Raw genomic sequence first — 15,314 nt, 5'->3', positions numbered from 1 at the left:
CACTGGAGGGAAGGCGGCGCCTTCCCTGCGGGTGGAAAAGACCGACAGGCCGACGGCTCCGATCCGAAAGACAGGGCCGTGATCCGATCCAAGTGGCTTCGGTGGAACATGGCCTGGCGGACCGGAAGGGCGCTGGTCAGCCCCGGGCGGCGAGCGCGACGAGTTCCTCGAAGTCGAGGTCGCGCTCCAGGTCATGGAGGGTCTCGTCGTCGATCTGGTGGGCCCGGTGCAGGCGGACCAGCTCGGCTCGCCCGGCGGCGACGGCGGCGAGGATGACGCCGTAATGCGCGGCGATGTCCTGGGCACGCTCCTCCTCGGTGCCGGAGAACTCGGTGGAGACGGTCATCCGCCGGCGGTAGCTGTCGAGGAGGCGCGGGTGGAGGATCGAGCCGTCGGGCGAATAGGCCCTCCGCTCGACCTCCTCGTACTGCGCCCTCGACATCGCGGCCTCGGCGGCGGAGAGGTCGAGCGGTGGCCTGCCGCGCTCGTCTTCCTCGAGCCCGGCGAGGCGGATGACCACGCCGAGGGTCGTCCCCTGAACGAGAACCGTCACGAGGATCACGGCAAAGGCGGTGACCAGCATCAGGTCGCGCCCGGGCATCGCCTCGGGCAGGGTCAGGGCGACGGCAAGGGTCACCACCCCTCGCATCCCGGCCCAGCTCATGACGCTCGCGGCGCGCGGCCCGAGGGGCTCCGCGGCGCGCCAGCCGGCGCGGTTCAGAAGCCGGAGAAGGGCGTCCGAGCCGAAGATCCAGGCGAAGCGCGCCAGGATGACGGCCGCGATGATGGCCGCCACCGACCCGGCCATGTCCTGCGCGACGATGCCGATCCCGCCGACGCGGTCGATGACGCCGCGCAGCGAGAGGCCGATCAGGATGAACACGGCCGCCTCCAGCAGGAAGATCATCACCTTCCAGAAGGAGAGGGCGCGGACCCGCACGCTCGCCGTCAGGATGACGTGCTGGTACCAGCCGCAGACGAGACCCGCCGCCACCGTCGCGATGACGCCGGACACGTGCAGCATCTCGCCGGCGATGTAGCTCATCCAGCACACCAGCACGGAGGCGGCGACCATCAAGTGCTCGTCGGCCAGGCGCCGGACGAGCAGCACCCAGGCCGCCCCGATGGCGCCCCCGACGACGATGCCGCCGCCGACGAGGAAGGCGAAGCTGCCGACGGCCTCGCCGAGGCTGAAGGTTCCGGTGAGGACGGCCGCCACCGCGAAGCGGAAGAGCACCAGCCCGGTCGCGTCGTTGAGGAGGCTCTCGCCCTCCAGCAGGGTGCCCAGCCGGCGTGGCAGCTTGACCCGCTGCAGCACGGCCCGGGCCGACACGGCGTCCGGCGGCGAGACGATGGCGCCGAGCGCGACGCAGGCGGCCCAGGGCAGCTCCGGCATGACCAGCTTGGCGACGACCGCCACGACGGCCGCCGTGAAGAGCACGGCGCCGACCGCGAGCGAGGCGATGCCGCTGAGATGGCGCCGGAAGGGGGCGAGGGCGGTGAACCAGGCGCCGTCCATCAGGAGCGGCGGCAGGAAGATGACGAGAACGAGGTTCGGGTCGAGCTCGACGGCCGGCAGCCCCGGGACGAAGGCCAGCGCGCCGCCCCCGACCAGGAGGGTGGCCGCCGGCGGAAGTCCCAGGCGCGGCGCGGCGTACTGGAGCGCCAGCACCGCCAGGAACATGCCGACGATCAGTTCGAAGACTTCTACCGGATGCATGCCCTGCCAAGCCGCGTGAAGGATGAAGGGCAGGAGGCACCGAAGTTCCGAAAGGCGTCAATCACGGTCCCGGGCGGTGCAGGGCGGGATCGGCTTCACGAATCGACGGGGTCGAGGTGGGCCACAGCATGAGGGCGTGGCCGGCCATCGGCGCGGCGGTCGCCTTCGGTGGGGTGGCGAGCGGGGTGCCGCGCCTCGGCCGGGTGCGGAAGCCCTTCGTCATTCCGCCCGAAGGCGAGCCGGTCGTCGTCGCGGCGCGCGGGCCTAGCGGAGCGGGGGCGAGAACAGCAGCCCGCCCTCGTTCCAGAGCCTGTTGAGGCCGCGCTCCAGCCCGAAGGGCGCGACGTTGCGCTGCCACACCTCGCCGTAGTTGCCGACGGCCTTGATGGCGTTGGCCGCCCAGCGCCGGTCGAGCCCCATGCTCGGCCCGATATCCCCCTCCGCGCCGAGGAGGCGCCGGACGTCGGAGGAGGCGCCGGCGGCGGGCGCGTCGGCGGTCGCGGCGGTCACGCCTTGCTGCTCGGCCCAGATCAGGGCGAACTGCGTCCAGCGCACCACGTCGAACCAGCGTCCGTCGCCCTTGCGAATGAGGGCGCCCAGCGGCTCCATCGTGACGCTGTCGGGCAGGAGCAGAAAGGCTTCCGGGTTCGGCTGCGACATGCGGAAGCCGGAGAGGCCGGTCATGTCGCGCGTGAAGGCGTCGCACCGCCCGGCCAGGAAGGCCGCGTGGATCTCGTTGAGGTCCTCGATGAGGACGGGCTGGAAGGTGAGGCGGTTAGCCCGGAACCACTCGGCCAGCACGACCTCGGTCGTCGAGCCCGGCGGCACGCAGATGGTCGCGCCGCCGAGCTCCGCCAGGCGGCCGACGCCGAGCGAGCGCTTCACCAGGAAGCCCTGGCCGCTGTAGTAGTTCGCCGCCGCGAAGACGAGGCCGAGCGAGGATTCCCGCGTGGTCGTCCAGGTCGTGCTGCCGAAGAGCACGTCGATCTCGCCGCTCTGGATGGCGGGGAAGCGGCTGATCGGGGTCACCGGCCGGATGGTGGCCTTGGACGGGTCGCCCAGCACGGCCGCAGCCAGCGCGCGACAGGAATCCACGTCGAGGCCCCGCCAGGCGCCGCGGCTGTCCGGCAGCGAGAAGGGCGGGTTGTTGGACTGGACCCCGCACACGACGCTGCCGCGCGCCCGGATGGCGGCGAGGGTCGGCGATTCCTGCGCCGAGGCGGGGTGCAGCCCGGGGATTCCGAGACTGGCGAGGGCGCCGAGGGCCAGCAGGACGACGCGGCGCCGCGCCCGTCCCGGCGTCGCGCGGAGGGCCGGAACGGCGGCGCTTGGCGGAACAGGTGCGGTCATCCGGTGTCTCCCATGGAACAGGTTGCGGCCTGTGGCGGCGCGGGGGACTCAGGCGGTGAGCGTGGCCGGGTGCGCCCGCCCTATCCCTCGGAAGACCCAGCCTGCTTGCCCTGCCGGGGCGGTGCAATGGCAAGTCCGTTATCGGACGAACGGTGCCTCTAGCGTCCTGTTCGACAAGTGGATCACCGGATCGGCCAGCCTTCCGCGGCAAGGCGGCCCCCTTCCGGAGCCCTCGGGCCGCTAGTCCAAGTTGAACCGCTTGCCGCGCGCGAAAGCGCCGAAGTCAGCGCGTTCAGGCACCGAGTATTGGCGAGCCTTGTCGTCCGACCATCCGTATTGCTCCGCTTCCCCGAAGCGGTCCGTGTAGCGTTGCGTGGCGTAGGGCTGCACGGCCCTCCGCCGCTTGTCGTAGGCGGCGACCTTTTCCTGAAGTCCGGTGTCGTCGTAGCGGTCCCGGTGGACGGTGACGTCGAGGCCCAGGCGCGGACTGAGAACGCCCTCGAAGGACGGCCATCCAATGCCCAGTACGGCCACCGGGAAGACATGGTCCGGCAGCGCGAGAAGGTCGGAAACGTCGGAGGCCCTGTTACGGATGGCGCTGACCGGACAGGTTCCGAGCCCGACACGGTCCGCCGCAGCGATGAAGGTGGCGAGGACGATCCCAGCGTCCACCGACGCGTTGAAGAAGGAGTCGAGATGGTCGTTGACGAAGGGCTGCCCACGCCACTCGAACAGCAGGCGGTGGCGGCGGTTGTTGGCACAGAACACAAGGAACGCCGGCGCCTCCCTGATCCAGGCATTGTCGGGGATAAGAGCCTGCAGCTTGGCGCGCTGCGCCTCGTCAGACATGATGATGATGTCCGCCTGTTGCAGGTCAGACTTCGACGGGGCGGCAAGCGCAACCGCACAGAGTGTCTCCAGCAGCGCGGGATCGACGGGCTTGTCGGCGTACCGGCGGATGGCGCGGCGATCAGCCATCGCCGCCAGGGTCGCCACGCCGTCCGGTGCTGCCTGAAGAGCGGGCGCCGAGCCGAAACGTGCCTGCAGAACGGACCTTAGACGTTCGAGCAACCTTGCCTCCTACCGTACCGGCGCCACGCGACGCGGCTCCAGCAGCAAACTCGGCCTCGTCGGGAACATCAATCCTACCTTGATGCGCCAAGTTCAGCGACAGCGCGCCCGGCGCAAGGCACCGTGGGAGCGAGGTTGTCTTTCCGTCACCCGTGCTCTTCGGCGTAACGGCCGGCGTGAGGTCGATCATCCGGGGTCGCCTCCCCGTGTCCACCGCGAGATGTGCCCTACGAGCCGCTCGCCTCCGGAAGGACGTTGTCCCTTGGCGAAGGGTGCCATGCCCGCCCAGCTGTCGGAATCCCCACTGCACGGCCCTCCCTCCAACCTAGCCTTCGCGCGGTCTGACAGGGGCCATGCCGTGCATCGCCTTGAACGAGACGTGTCGGACGACATAGCGACTGGGGTCCCGTCCCATCACCGCAAGCTGCCTCACGAGGTGTCACCTCGACCGGCGAATAGCTTGGCCCCTACCGTATAGCGCTTCGGCGAACACGGGGCAGGCGTCTCAGCCGGCCACCGATTCACGCCATCTCCGCCGCAGAGACCGGCGTCGGCTCAGAGTGAGGGAGACGACGCTTCACCGAGACCTGGGCCGCCTCATCCTCGCCCTCATCGCTGCGCACCCGCCATCCGCAGAGCGCCAGCGCCTGCGCCACCGGCACGGGCCGCGAAATCCAGTAGCCCTGCGCCGCGTCGCAGCCGAGCGACCTTAGTTCCGCCCACTGCCTTTCATCCTCGACCCCTTCCGCTATCACGGTCAGGGACAAGGCGTGAGCGAGTTGGATCAGGGCCTGCGTGACCGTGGACGAGCGCGTGTCCCGGCCGAGCTGCGACACGAACATCTTGTCGATCTTGAGCTCGTCGACGGGCAGCGTCTGGAGGTAGGCGAGCGAGGAGTATCCTGTGCCGAAATCGTCGATGGCGATGCGAACCCCGGTGCGCCGGACCGCCTCCAGGTGACCGATGGCAACGCTCTGGGCCACGATGCTCTCGGTGACCTCCAGCAGGAGCGCCTCCCCGGGCAGTCCCGCCTCCGCCAGGGCAGCCGCTATCTCGGCCGGGAAGTCGGGGCGGGCGGCCTGACAGGCCGAGACATTGACCGACACGAAGAGGCCGCGCCCCGAGATTTCGCGCCAGGCGCGCACCTGGCAGAGGGCTTGCCGCAGCACCTGCGCACCGATCGGGCTGATGAGACCCGTCTCCTCGGCGAGCGGCACGAAATCCGCCGGGGACACGAGGCCGCGCTCGGGATGGCGCCAGCGCAGCAGGGCCTCGAAGCCGACGATCTCGCCGGACGGGAGGGCAGCCAAGGGCTGGTAATGCGCCTCGAACTCGCCTCGTTCGAGCGCCTGGTGGAGGTCCTGCTCGATCTCCAGCTTCTGCAGCGCGGCCTCGTGCAGGGACGAGTCGAAGGTGACGGCGCGGTTGCCGCCTTCGCGCTTCGCCGCGTACATCGCCGAGTCCGCGGAGCGGAGCATGTGGTCGGGCTGTCCCAGCCCCGCCTGCGCGACTCCCACGCTGGTGGACAGGCGGTAGGGACGGCCGGCAAGCTGGAACGGCGCGCGAAAGGCGGCGATGACGGCCTCCGCGATCTCCTGCCCGGCGGCCAGGGGAGCGTTCTCGCAGAGGACCACGAACTCGTCCCCGCCGATGCGGGCGACCAGGTGATGGGACGCGACGCTCTCCACCAGGCGGTTGGCCACTTGCACGAGGAGGTCGTCGCCCGCGGCGTGGCCAAGGCTGTCGTTGACGGTCTTGAAGCGGTCGAGGTCGAGAAAGATCATGGTGGCCGGCGACGCGTCCTTGTCGGCGCGGCGGGCGGCGAGCCGCTCCTCCAGGAGGCGCCGGTTGGGGAGGCCGGTCAGGGCATCGTAGTGCCGCAGGCCCGCGAGCTTTGTCTGGGTCTCGAGGTTGCGGAGCATGGCGGTGGTGACGAGGCGGCGAAGATCCTTCGCCAGTTCCAGGTCCACCTCCTTCCAGGGCTGGCATTGCCCCTGCACCACGCTCTGCCAGGCGGCGAAGGACTTGCGGGGCGTGAGCCGGCCCGCCTCGCTCTCCACCGGCTTCTCCGGATTCCCGCCCCATGTCACGGTCTGGGCGACCTGGTCGCGGAACCAGACGATGAAATCGTCCGGACCGTGGAGGATGGGCAGGACAAGGGCGCCGCCCGCCACGCCGGAGAGGGGACCCAGTTCCGGAGCGATGGTGCCGAGCGCGTTGGTCGCGGCCGCCTCTCCGCCGTGACGGGCGCGCATCGTCGCGGCGATCGTGAGCGCCTGGGGCAAGGTCGGCGTCCGGCCGAACAGCTGGGTCTGGTTGCCGATCTGCACGAGGGCGCCGTCCGCCTCAAGCAGCTCCAGCACCTCCTCGGGACGCTCGAGCAAGGCCTGGACCGGCATCGCGGCAGCGGCGTTCACCCGCTCGCCGATCGCGTCCAGGATGCGGGCGCGCACGACGCGTTCCGCAAGCCGCTCGTTCTGGCCCTTCTCGCCGATGAGGAACGACATGAGCTGCCCGATCAGGTCGCAGAGCGCCCGCACCCGGGCCGAGACCCGGCGGGGCGTGCGGTGATGGCAGATCAGCATGCCCCACAGCGCGTCATCGGGGATGAGGGAGATGGCGAGCGTCGCGCCCACGCCCATGTTCTGGAGATACTCGATGTGCAGCGGGGAGAGGCCGCGCAGGTGGCAAAGGCTCATGTCAAGGGCGGCCACTTCGGCGTGGCCGGGACGGATGGCCTCTGTAAGGATGGGGACGGGCGTGTATCCCACATCCGCGATGGTGCGCACCCTCTGCCGCAGGTAGAGCTGCCGCGCCTGCTTCGGGATGTCGCTGGCCGGGAAGTGCAATCCGCGGAACGGCTCGAGTTCCGGCTCGCACGCCTCGGCGATGACCTCGCCGTTGCCGGCCGGGTCGAAGCGATAGGCCATGACCCGGTCGAAACCGGTAAGCGACTTCAGCTCGCGCACCGCGACGTCGCAGAGTTCCTGGCGCGACCGCGTCCGGCGCAGCGCCTGGATGATGGCCTGGACACCCGCCACGGCGCCCGCCTCGTCATGGTCGCTCACCGGCGTCTCGAACTCGGCGTAGATCCTGCCATCGAGGTGGTGCACCACCATCTCGCTGTAGGGCAGTTCCGGCGTGCGGGGCGCGGCGTGGATCCGGCTGAGGGAGTGCCCGTCCTCGTGCAGCGCCGTCTGCGCGGCGAGGACGATGCTGTTGTCCAGGGCCTCCGGGGCGGGGCGCCCGAGAAGACGCGTGGGCAGGTTGGCGCTGATGTGGGTGACGCGGAGATCGCGCGCGTCGAGGACGATCATCGCCCCGTGCGGCTGGATCGATCCCGGCGTGTGGATCGGCTCGCGGTCGCAGGTGGTGAGGTCGGCCGCCGGCGGCGCCGGCACCAGGATGTAAGGCTCGGTCACATCTCTCTCCAGCGGGTGCTCTGCATCCACTCGCCAACTGATCGGAAGCTCTCCTCCGCCCCGGCCACGACCATCGAGGCGTCCTCCGGGGCGGCGGCGCCGTAGTGGTCGAGGCAGGCGCGGAAGGCCTGCCAGTGACCGCCCGCCTGCGCCCGGCCGGCGCCGAGGAAGCGGCTGGCCACCGCCACGCCGTCGATCCCGGCTGCCAGGAGGTGGCGGAGGATCACCTCGCCGCCCATCATCGATCCCTTCAGGACGTAGAGGGCGCCGAGGGCCTGGGCGAACCCGGGAAGGCAGGGGAGCGCCGCCGCCGGTGCGTGCGGAGGGAGCGGCACGCCGGGTTGGAGGGACCGAAGGTCGGCCTCCAGCCGCGGCACCTGGCAGTGCTCGACGACGTCGATTCCGTGGTCCTGCCAGTCCGGAAAAGCGAGCAAGCGCTTCTCCAACGGACGCAGGAGGCGGAAGAACCGCCGGAGGAAGGCGACGTAATCCTCACGGGAGGCGATCGCTTCCGGGAGACGGAGTTGCCGCTCAACGGCCGTGTGGGCTTGCCGCGTGTCCTCGCGGAGCCGCTGGGACAGCGGGGTTGATAGCGGAGCCGTGTGGAGGAGCGGGGAACAGGTCGCTTGTCGCATGATAACCCCACCTCCCTTCCCTTGGGGATCGAACTGGCGCCGCTCACATTGGACTTGGCTTCGTAAAGAATGTCCTACGCGAAGGGCGCTTGCGGGCCTTGGCCGGTGAGTTGGTGCCGGGCCGAGCGGGGCGTGACCTTGGTGCGCGGGGCAGGGACTGGCCCCCCACCGTTTGGCCGGGCGCAGCGTGATGCCGCGGGCGTGGCACTGACGCTGGCCGCGGCGGTGGTCACGGGCTTTGTCAGGGCGGCGCTTGCTGCGCTTGCGGCGGGGTCGGCGCGCGGTCCCGAAGCGCGCCGAGGGCTTTAGCCCGCCGGCGGGGGTCACGGTTGGCGCCGTTGATGCTCGTGCGAGCCGCAAGGTCGGGTGCACGCGGTCAACCGCGTTTCGGCTACCGCCGTTCGTCGCCGGGCAAGGTTACAGGGAGGGGGATGCTCAAAAGGCCTGTTGACAATCCAACGCTTGTCGGCGGAGCTTCACCCGTCACCCGGGGGGTCCCGACAAGGGGCTGAGATACTGCTCGCCGTTGGCAGCGCAGTGACCCGTTGAACCTGATCCAGTTCATGCTGGCGTAGGGACGGTGCGGATGCCTGCGGCCTTCGGTCGGCGACCCTCTGTCGCCCGTCATGGCCACCATCCTCCAAGCCGCCCTTCCGACCGCGCTGGATCCTTGCTGAAGGAGCCTCGGCGCATGTCGATCCAGACCACCAGCCGGCCGCCCGCGTCCCTTGTGCCGACCGTGACGACCGGCCCGCTGCCGGCCTCCACCAAGGTCTTCAAACCGGGCGTCCGGCACCCCCAGCTCCGCGTCCCCATGCGCGAGATCGCCCTGCACCCGAGCGCCGGCGAACCGCCCGTGACCGTCTACGACGCGTCCGGTCCCTATACCGATCCCGGCGCCGAGGTCGCGATCGAGCGCGGGCTTTCCCGCCACCGCCGGGCCTGGGCCGAGGCGCGGGGCGATGTCGAGGCCTATGACGGGCGGGACCTGAGGCCCGAGGACAACGGCTTCGTCACCGCGGATCGGCTGACCCCCGCCTTCCCGGTCCGCCACCGCCCGCTCCGGGCGAAGGACGGGAAGGCCGTCACGCAGCTCGCCTACGCCCGCGCCGGCATCATCACGCCGGAGATGGAGTACGTCGCCATCCGCGAGAACCTCGGCCGCGCCCGGGCCCGCGCGGCGCCGGAGCGCGACGGCGAGGATTTCGGCGCCGCCATCCCCGACCATGTCACCCCGGAATTCGTGCGGGAGGAGGTGGCGCGGGGCCGCGCCATCATCCCGGCCAACATCAACCACCCGGAGCTCGAGCCGATGATCATCGGCCGCAACTTCCTGGTGAAGATCAACGCGAACATCGGCAACTCCGCCGTCACCTCCTCCATGGCGGAGGAGGTGGAGAAGATGGTCTGGGCGATCCGCTGGGGGGCGGACACGGTGATGGACCTCTCGACGGGCCGCAACATCCACAACATCCGCGACTGGATCCTGCGCAACGCCCCGGTCCCGATCGGCACCGTGCCGCTCTACCAGGCGCTGGAGAAGGTCGGCGGCATCGCCGAGAACCTGACCTGGGAGGTCTTCCGCGACACGCTCATCGAGCAGGCCGAGCAGGGCGTGGACTACTTCACCATCCACGCGGGCGTCCGGCTGCGCCACGTGCCGCTGACCGCCGCGCGCGTCACCGGCATCGTCTCCCGCGGCGGCTCCATCATGGCGAAGTGGTGCCTGCACCATCACCGCGAGAGCTTCCTCTACGAGCACTTCGAGGAGATCTGCGACATCTGCCGCGCCTACGACGTCTCCTTCTCCCTCGGCGACGGGCTGCGCCCGGGCTCGATCGCGGACGCCAACGACGCCGCGCAGTTCGCCGAGCTGGAGACGCTGGGCGAGCTGACGCAGGTCGCCTGGGCCCGGGACTGCCAGGTCATGATCGAGGGCCCGGGCCACGTGCCCATGCACAAGATCAAGGCCAACATGGACAAGCAGCTGGCCACCTGCGGGGAGGCGCCCTTCTACACCCTCGGGCCGCTGACGACCGACATCGCGCCGGGCTACGACCACATCACCTCGGGGATCGGGGCGGCCATGATCGGCTGGTTCGGCTGCGCGATGCTCTGCTACGTGACGCCGAAGGAGCATCTCGGCCTGCCCGACCGGAACGACGTGAAGACCGGCGTCATCACCTACCGCATCGCGGCCCATGCGGCGGATCTCGCGAAGGGCCATCCGGCGGCGCGGCTGCGCGACGACGCGCTCTCGCGGGCGCGCTTCGAGTTCCGCTGGGAGGACCAGTTCAACCTCTCCCTCGACCCCGACACGGCACGGTCCTTCCACGACGAGACCCTGCCGAAGGAGGCGCACAAGACCGCGCATTTCTGCTCCATGTGCGGCCCGAAGTTCTGCTCGATGCGGATCTCCCACGACATCCGGGCGGAGGCGCAGAAGGAGGGGATGGAGGCCATGGCGCAGAAGTTCCGGGAAGGCGGCAAGCTCTACGTGCCGCTCGGGAAGGCGGGGTAGGGAGCCGGATGCCCCTGCCTCCGGGCGGCCGGGGCATCGGACGCGTCGCGCTCACCGCCCCGACCTGTGGCCGGGGTTGGGCCTCGGCCTGGTTCAATCGTGCAGGCCGGGCGGTCACCCACGCGCGACGTCAGTCCGCCTTGACCTTCGCCTCCCGGATGACCCGCGCCCAGCGTTCCGTCTCCGTCGCCATCAGCGCGGTGAGAGCCCCCGGCGTGAGCTCCGGCGCGACCTGCATGCCCTGGCTCTCCAGGAAGCGCCGCATCTCCGCCCCGGCGACGACGGTGGCGAAGGTGCCGCGAAGCCGCTCCCGGGCCGGTTCCGGTGTCCCGGCCGCCAGGACCAGGCCGAAGAAGACCGAGGCGTCGTAGCCGGGCAGCCCCTGCTCGGCGACGGTCGGCAGGTCCGGCAGCACGGTGGAGCGCTCGGCCGTGGTGATCCCCAGCGCCCGCACCCGGCCGCCCTGCAGATGGGGGAGGGCGGTCAGCACGTCCGTGAACACCATGGCCACGTGCCCGGCCACGAGGTCGTTCAGCGCCGGGCCGGTGCCGCGGTAGGGGATGTGCTCGATGCTCGTGCCGGCCATGGCGTTGAACAGGGCGCCCGCGAGGTGCGAGGACGCGCCGTTCCCGGAGGAGCCGAAGGTCAGCCGCTCCCGCTTCGCCAGCGCGATCAGTTCCTGAACGTTCGTCGCCGGCACGCTTCCGTTCACCGCCAGCACGTTCGGGATGCGCCCGAGCGGCGCGACCGGGGTGAAGTCCCTGGCCGGGTCGTAGGACTGGCCGGGGTAGAGCATCCGGTTGATGGCCAGGGGGCCCGAGGTGCCGAAGAGGATGGTGTGCCCATCCGGCGCGGACCGCGCGACGAACTCCGCGCCGATGTTTCCGCCGGCCCCCGCGCGGTTCTCGACCACGACGGTCTGCCCCAATCCTTCCCCGAGGCTTGCCGCCAGCCGCCGGGCGATCAGGTCCGTCGGCCCCCCGGGCGAGAAGGGGACGACCAGCGTGACGGGCCGCGCGCCGGTCTGGGCCAGCGCCGGCCGGGCCAGGGCGCCGAGCGCCGCGGCGGTCAGCAGGGTGCGGCGGTGCGTCATGCCTCGTCTCCCGTCCCGGCGCCCGGATCGCGCAGCAGGTCCCCGTCGTGCTCGTTCCCCTGGAATGGATCCAGCGGGTCGCGCGGCAGCACGCGGTGCCGCAGCACCAGGCGCGCCAGCGCGAGCCGCTCCGGCCGGCCCAGCCGCTCCGCCTCCCAGGCCAGCGCGGCCGCCGAGGTCACGTGGTACAGCGCGGACGCCGCCTGCCGGGCGAGCGAGGGGTCCTCCTGGGCGGCCTCCGCCAGCGCGACGGCGCGCTCCATGGCCGGTCCCGCCTCCGGAAGCGCCCCGCCGTTCCCCTGCAGCCCGCGCAGGTGGTCGCGCAGGACGGGCAGGGATCCCTCGCGCGTCGCGGCGCGCAGCACGTCGAGCGCCACGATGTTGCTCGTGCCCTCCCAGATGCTGCCGAGATGGGCGTCGCGCAGCAGCCGGGCGTCCGACCACTCCTCGATGTAGCCGCAGCCCCCGCGCACCTCCATCGCGTCGCCCGTCACCTTGCGCGCGTCGCGGCAGGCCCGGAACTTGAGCAGCGGCGTCAGGATCCGGAGGAGCGGGTAGGCCCCTTCCTCCCCGGCATCCGCGCGGCGCAGGGCCTCGGCGGCCTGGAACACCATCGTCCGCGCCTGCTCCATCGGCACGGTCATCTTCAGGAGCTGGCGCCGCATCAGCGGCATCTCCACCAGCCGCCGGCCGAAGGCGACCCGGCGGTGCGCGATGAACAGCGCCTCCGTCACCGCGCGCCGCATCATCCCCGCCGCGCGGACGCCGTTCGACAGGCGGGAGTTGTTGACCATGTCGGCCATCTGCCGGAACCCGGCCTCCGGCTCCCCCACCAGCCAGGCGATGGCGCCGTTCATCGTGACCTCGCCGGAGGCCATGGAACGGGTGCCGAGCTTCGGCTTCAGCCGGGCGACGCGGTGGTGGTTCGGCGTGCCGTCCGGCAGGGTGCGGGGCAGAAGGAAGAGAGAGACCCCCTTCAGGCCGGGCGCGCCGCCTTCCCGGCGGGCCAGCACCATCGCCAGCCCGGCGTCGGGGTTGGAGCAGAACCACTTGTCGCCGCTCAGCGCCCAGGTGCCGTCCTCGCGGGGCGCCGCGCGCACCGCGGTGGCCGCGATGTCGGACCCCGCGCCCTGCTCGGTCATGAACATCGCGCCCTGGTGCAGGGCGTCGAGGTCCTGGCTGGTCAGCGCCGGAAGGTAGCGCGCGACCAGCTCCGGCGCCCCGAACTTCCGCAGCGTCCGGGTCAGGCTGTCCGTCATCGAGACAGGGCAGCACAGCCCGAACTCCGCCTGCACGAAGAGGTAGGTCAGCAGGTACTTCGCCGCCGGCGGCATGGGCTGGTCCCAGCCCAGCACGCCCGGGCGGTGCGACAGGGCGGCCAGCCCGAACTCCCCGAAGGCGAGCCGCTCCATCTCGCGATAGGCCGGGTGGTACTCGATTCTCTGCTCGTCGCCGCCCCTTCGGCTGCGGTGGTGCAGGACCGGCGGGTTCTGGTCCGCCGTCATCGCCAGCCGGTCCAGCGCGCCGCCGGCGAGGGCGCCCAGCCGGTCCAGGTGCGGCGCCAGGTGCGATGCCAGCCCCCCCGGCAGGTAGAGCGAGGCCAGGTCCGCCAGCGCTGGATCGGCCCGGTAGAGGTTCAGTCCCTGGCTGTCGGGGATCGTGGCGGCACCGGACGGGGGGGCGGGGGAACGGATGTGCATGGGTGCTGCCTCGAGGCCTGCTTGCCCGGAGGTTGGCCCCGGCCCGGCATCGTTCCAATCGATTTGTTCGGGGGTGGCGTTGAGCTAGGCTCAACGTCCCATGACCTACCGGCGCCTTCCCTCGCTTATCCCGCTCCGCAGCTTCGAGGCGGCGGCCCGCCACCGCAGCGTCACGCGCGCCGCCGGGGAACTGCTCGTCACCCCCGGGGCCGTGAGCCGTGGCGTGCGAGCGTTGGAGGAGGAGGTCGGCACCGCCCTCTTCACGCGGGGTGCCACCGGCCTTGCCCTCACCCCGGCCGGGGAGGCGCTCTTCGCCGCCGCGAAGGAGGGGCTGGACCGCATCGCCGCCGGTCTCGTCGCCACGCGGCGCGCCACGCCGCCGCGGCGGCTGCGGATCGGCGCCTACGCGCTCTTCGCCAGCCGGTGGCTCATCCCGCGCTGGAACCGCTTGCGGGAGCGTCATCCCGAGCTGGAGCTCGAGCTCCAGACCACCGCTGATCCGCTGGAACTCGTCCCCGGCCACTTCGACGCGGTGATCGCGGTGGCCGATGGCCGCCCGCGCCCCGGTCTCCAGGCGATGCCGCTCGTGGCGATCGAAACGGGACCGGTCTGCGCGCCCTCGCTCCTCCCCCGCTTCCACTGGCAGCGTGCGACGCTGCTGCATTCCCGCCAGCGCCCCGACGATTGGTCGCGCTGGCTCGCGGAGGCCGGCCTGGACGGCGTGGATGCCGCCGCCGGCCCGCGGTTCGAGAGCATCGCCCTTGCCCTCGACGCGGCCGCGGAGGGTCTGGGCGTCGCCATGGCCATCCAGGCCCTGGTCGCGCAGGACCTCGCTACCGGCCGGGTGGTCGCGCCCCACCCGCATATCCGGCGGACCAGCCGGCACTTCACCCTGCTGCACGACGCGGCCAGGGCAGGGGATCCCGCTCTCGCGGCGCTGCGCGCCTGGCTTGCGAATGAAATCTGCTCATGAGGGCTGCGGAGGACCGGTGTCAGAAGCAGGCCGGTCGCACCCCTGCGACGCGGCACGTCAGGCCGGGGTGACCGGCCGGCCGGACCGTCGCCCTTTGCCGCCCTCGGTGCCACGGCCTTCGAACGGAGTACCGGGCAATCAGCGCCACGGCTTGCCCCAGGGCTTTCCTCCGGTAGAAGGCGGCCATGGACAACAGCATGGCCGCCAAGCCTTACAGCAAGCTCAAGGGTGACCCCTACCGGGCCTACGAGGAACTGCCGGCCGAGGTGCGCAGGGCGCTGCAGGAAGCCCTGGTGGACTGGTGTCCCCTCCGGGCCCGCGAATGGCACCTCCACCTGCTGCGCCGGGAACGGCTCCGTCCGGCGCAGGCCGCGCATTTCCTCGTCCAGACCATACGGGGACAAGACCACGCCGAAGTGGCCGCCTTCGCCAGGACATGGGCGAAAGGCGCGCAGGCCTACCCGCACCTCGCCGCCGGCGCGACGCTCCAGCGCTACGCGGGGACCGATGGCATCCCCTTGGCCCAGCCCGTTCCGAAGGCCCCCACGAAGACCCCCACGAAGACCTCATCCAAGGCGCGGGCCAAGCGCATCGCGGGCTGCCGCTTCCGACGCTGAGGGAGGGTGGCGGCGGCAAGGTTTCAAGGCTGGTCGATGCGGTTCGGGGGAACCGGACCGTGCGGAACCCGCCGGCTCCATCCATTCGGCGCGACTGAGTGTTGGGGTCTGAGTTCAGCGGGCCAGGCGTTGGCCCGCGTCGCTCCCCGAAGGCCTGGCCCATCCGGGCGTTGCCACGCCAGCGGCTACACGCCTCGCGCTCACGCACCACA

The 15,314-nt window shown here is 71.3% G+C and carries 10 protein-coding genes and 1 riboswitch; of the genes, 3 read left to right on the top strand and 7 right to left on the bottom strand.

The window, feature by feature from the left end:
- Positions 1 to 136: 136 nt before the first annotated feature.
- From EAH89_RS14405 to EAH89_RS14385, 5 genes are all read right to left on the bottom strand, one after another.
- On the bottom strand, positions 137 to 1,720 hold the full coding sequence (locus EAH89_RS14405) for a Na+/H+ antiporter (RefSeq protein ID WP_140884294.1): 1,584 nt from the start codon (positions 1,718 to 1,720) through the stop codon (positions 137 to 139).
- Between the two features lie 264 nt (positions 1,721 to 1,984).
- Complete coding sequence (locus tag EAH89_RS14400; protein ID WP_140884291.1) at positions 1,985 to 3,070, bottom strand: amino acid ABC transporter substrate-binding protein; 1,086 nt, start codon at positions 3,068 to 3,070, stop codon at positions 1,985 to 1,987.
- A 240-nt stretch (positions 3,071 to 3,310) separates the two neighbouring features.
- Positions 3,311 to 4,141 (bottom strand): nitroreductase family protein, encoded by an 831-nt coding sequence (locus EAH89_RS14395; protein ID WP_241667021.1) that lies wholly within the window; start codon positions 4,139 to 4,141, stop codon positions 3,311 to 3,313.
- 521 nt (positions 4,142 to 4,662) lie between these two features.
- Complete coding sequence (locus EAH89_RS14390) at positions 4,663 to 7,563, bottom strand: bifunctional diguanylate cyclase/phosphodiesterase (protein WP_140884289.1); 2,901 nt, start codon at positions 7,561 to 7,563, stop codon at positions 4,663 to 4,665.
- On the bottom strand, positions 7,560 to 7,997 hold the full coding sequence (locus EAH89_RS14385) for a biliverdin-producing heme oxygenase (protein ID WP_140884287.1): 438 nt from the start codon (positions 7,995 to 7,997) through the stop codon (positions 7,560 to 7,562). The genes EAH89_RS14390 and EAH89_RS14385 overlap by 4 nt, the downstream gene beginning before the upstream one ends.
- 679 nt (positions 7,998 to 8,676) lie before the next feature.
- A riboswitch (TPP riboswitch) is annotated at positions 8,677 to 8,794 on the top strand.
- 95 nt (positions 8,795 to 8,889) lie between these two features.
- Between EAH89_RS14385 and thiC the strand changes: the two genes are divergently transcribed.
- Complete coding sequence (gene thiC / locus EAH89_RS14380; RefSeq protein WP_140884284.1) at positions 8,890 to 10,719, top strand: phosphomethylpyrimidine synthase ThiC; 1,830 nt, start codon at positions 8,890 to 8,892, stop codon at positions 10,717 to 10,719.
- 130 nt (positions 10,720 to 10,849) lie between these two features.
- Here thiC and EAH89_RS14375 read toward each other — a convergent pair whose 3' ends face one another.
- Entirely contained in the window at positions 10,850 to 11,812 is a 963-nt protein-coding gene (locus EAH89_RS14375) for a Bug family tripartite tricarboxylate transporter substrate binding protein (RefSeq protein ID WP_140884282.1), read from the bottom strand.
- Positions 11,809 to 13,512 (bottom strand): acyl-CoA dehydrogenase family protein, encoded by a 1,704-nt coding sequence (locus EAH89_RS14370; protein WP_140884280.1) that lies wholly within the window; start codon positions 13,510 to 13,512, stop codon positions 11,809 to 11,811. Before EAH89_RS14370 ends, EAH89_RS14375 begins: the two co-directional genes overlap by 4 nt.
- Positions 13,513 to 13,612: 100 nt before the next feature.
- Between EAH89_RS14370 and EAH89_RS14365 the strand changes: the two genes are divergently transcribed.
- Together EAH89_RS14365 and EAH89_RS14360 are read left to right on the top strand one after the other, a co-directional pair.
- Complete coding sequence (locus tag EAH89_RS14365; protein WP_140884278.1) at positions 13,613 to 14,485, top strand: LysR substrate-binding domain-containing protein; 873 nt, start codon at positions 13,613 to 13,615, stop codon at positions 14,483 to 14,485.
- Between the two features lie 185 nt (positions 14,486 to 14,670).
- Entirely contained in the window at positions 14,671 to 15,102 is a 432-nt protein-coding gene (locus tag EAH89_RS14360) for a DUF6525 family protein (RefSeq protein WP_140884276.1), read from the top strand.
- The last annotated feature ends 212 nt before the right edge of the window (positions 15,103 to 15,314 follow it).

This window comes from Muricoccus nepalensis (assembly GCF_006438825.1).
GTDB classification, from domain to species: domain Bacteria; phylum Pseudomonadota; class Alphaproteobacteria; order Acetobacterales; family Acetobacteraceae; genus Roseomonas; species Roseomonas nepalensis.
This window is presented reverse-complemented; position numbering and strand designations above follow the sequence as displayed.